The following is a 1,352-nucleotide window of genomic DNA, read 5'->3' as shown; positions in this document are numbered from 1 at the left end:
CTTGGGTTCTAGTGGTGGTTGCAACACCTGACTTGTTCAGGGGTTGTGTTGTTCGAGATCCGTCAGACGCGGTTGCCTCAGGGGCCGCGGAAGCTGCTCGCCGAGCGGCGGGCTTATCTTGATCTTGTGGCGCAAGGGATGGGCACTGCCGAGGCGTGCCAGGTCGTGGGGATCAACCGCCGGACCGGGCATCGGTGGCGGCAGGGGCGTGCGAGTCAGGCGGGCCGGACGACGAGTCGGTCGTCCGCCCCGCCGTCGCGTCCGTCCGTGTCGGAGTCCCCGGCCGCGGGCCGCCCGCCTGCCGGTGGGGCGCGGGTTCCGGCCACCCGGTTTCTGTCCCAGGACGAGCGGTTGCTGATCGCGGATCTCGCGCGGGCTGGGCACGGTCCCCGGGAGATCGGCCGCCGGCTGGGCCGTCCGGCCTCAACGGTCAGCCGGGAGCTGGACCGCAACGCCGATCCCGGCAGCGGTGAGTATCTTCCCTATTCCGCGCAGGCCTGGGCCGAAGCTCGCCGGCCACGGCCCAAACCGGGCAAGATCGCGACCAACCCTGAGCTGCGGGACCGGATCCAGGGCATGCTGGATGACCGGTGCAGCCCGGAACAGGCCAGCAAGCGGCTGCGCCGTGATCACCCCGACCGGCCGGAGCTGCACGTGACCCACGAAACCATCTACCAAGCGTTGTATGTCCAAGGCCGCGGCGAGCTGCGCCGCGAGCTCAAGGCCGCGTTACGCACCGGCCGCACCCGACGCAAACCCCGCGGCAGCGGCGAGCAACGCCAACCCCGGTTCACCGCACCCATGGTGATGATCAGCGACCGCCCGGCCGAGGCCGACGACCGCGCCGTCCCCGGCCACTGGGAAGGCGACCTCATCATCGGCGAGAACGGCGCCTCCGCGATCGGCACCCTCGTCGAACGCACCACCCGCTACGTCATGCTCGTGCACCTCGGACAATCCCGCACCGCCGAACACGTCCGCGACGCACTGATCGCCACCATCACGACCCTGCCCGAACACCTGCGCCGTTCCCTGACCTGGGACCAAGGCGCGGAAATGGCGCGACACCACGAATTCAGCATCGCCACCGCCATGCCCGTCTACTTCTGTGACCCACACGCACCCTGGCAACGCGGCTCGAACGAGAACACCAACGGCCTGCTCCGCGAATACTTCCCCAAAAGCACCGACCTCAGCGTCCACACCCCCGACGACCTCACCACCGTCGCCGCCCAACTCAACCGCCGCCCACGCAAAACACTCGACTGGGACACCCCAGCCGAGCGCCTCGCTAAACTCCTCACCAAAACCAGTTGATCACCCGTGTTGCAACGACCCCTGAAATCCACCCC

The 1,352-nt window shown here is 68.6% G+C and carries 1 protein-coding gene; it reads left to right on the top strand.

What is annotated here, in order from left to right; all coding sequences use genetic code 11:
* Positions 1-93: 93 nt before the first annotated feature.
* A complete protein-coding gene (locus tag ACLARN_RS44050; protein WP_409497444.1) occupies positions 94-1,317 on the top strand; it encodes an IS30 family transposase in 1,224 nt (407 codons plus the stop codon).
* The last annotated feature ends 35 nt before the right edge of the window (positions 1,318-1,352 follow it).

The sequence above is a fragment of the Amycolatopsis sp. cmx-11-12 genome, assembly GCF_046269425.1.
In the GTDB taxonomy this organism is placed as follows: Bacteria; Actinomycetota; Actinomycetes; order Mycobacteriales; family Pseudonocardiaceae; genus Amycolatopsis.
The sequence above is the reverse complement of the archived record's forward strand: the minus strand, read 5'-3'. Positions and strand labels throughout refer to the sequence as shown.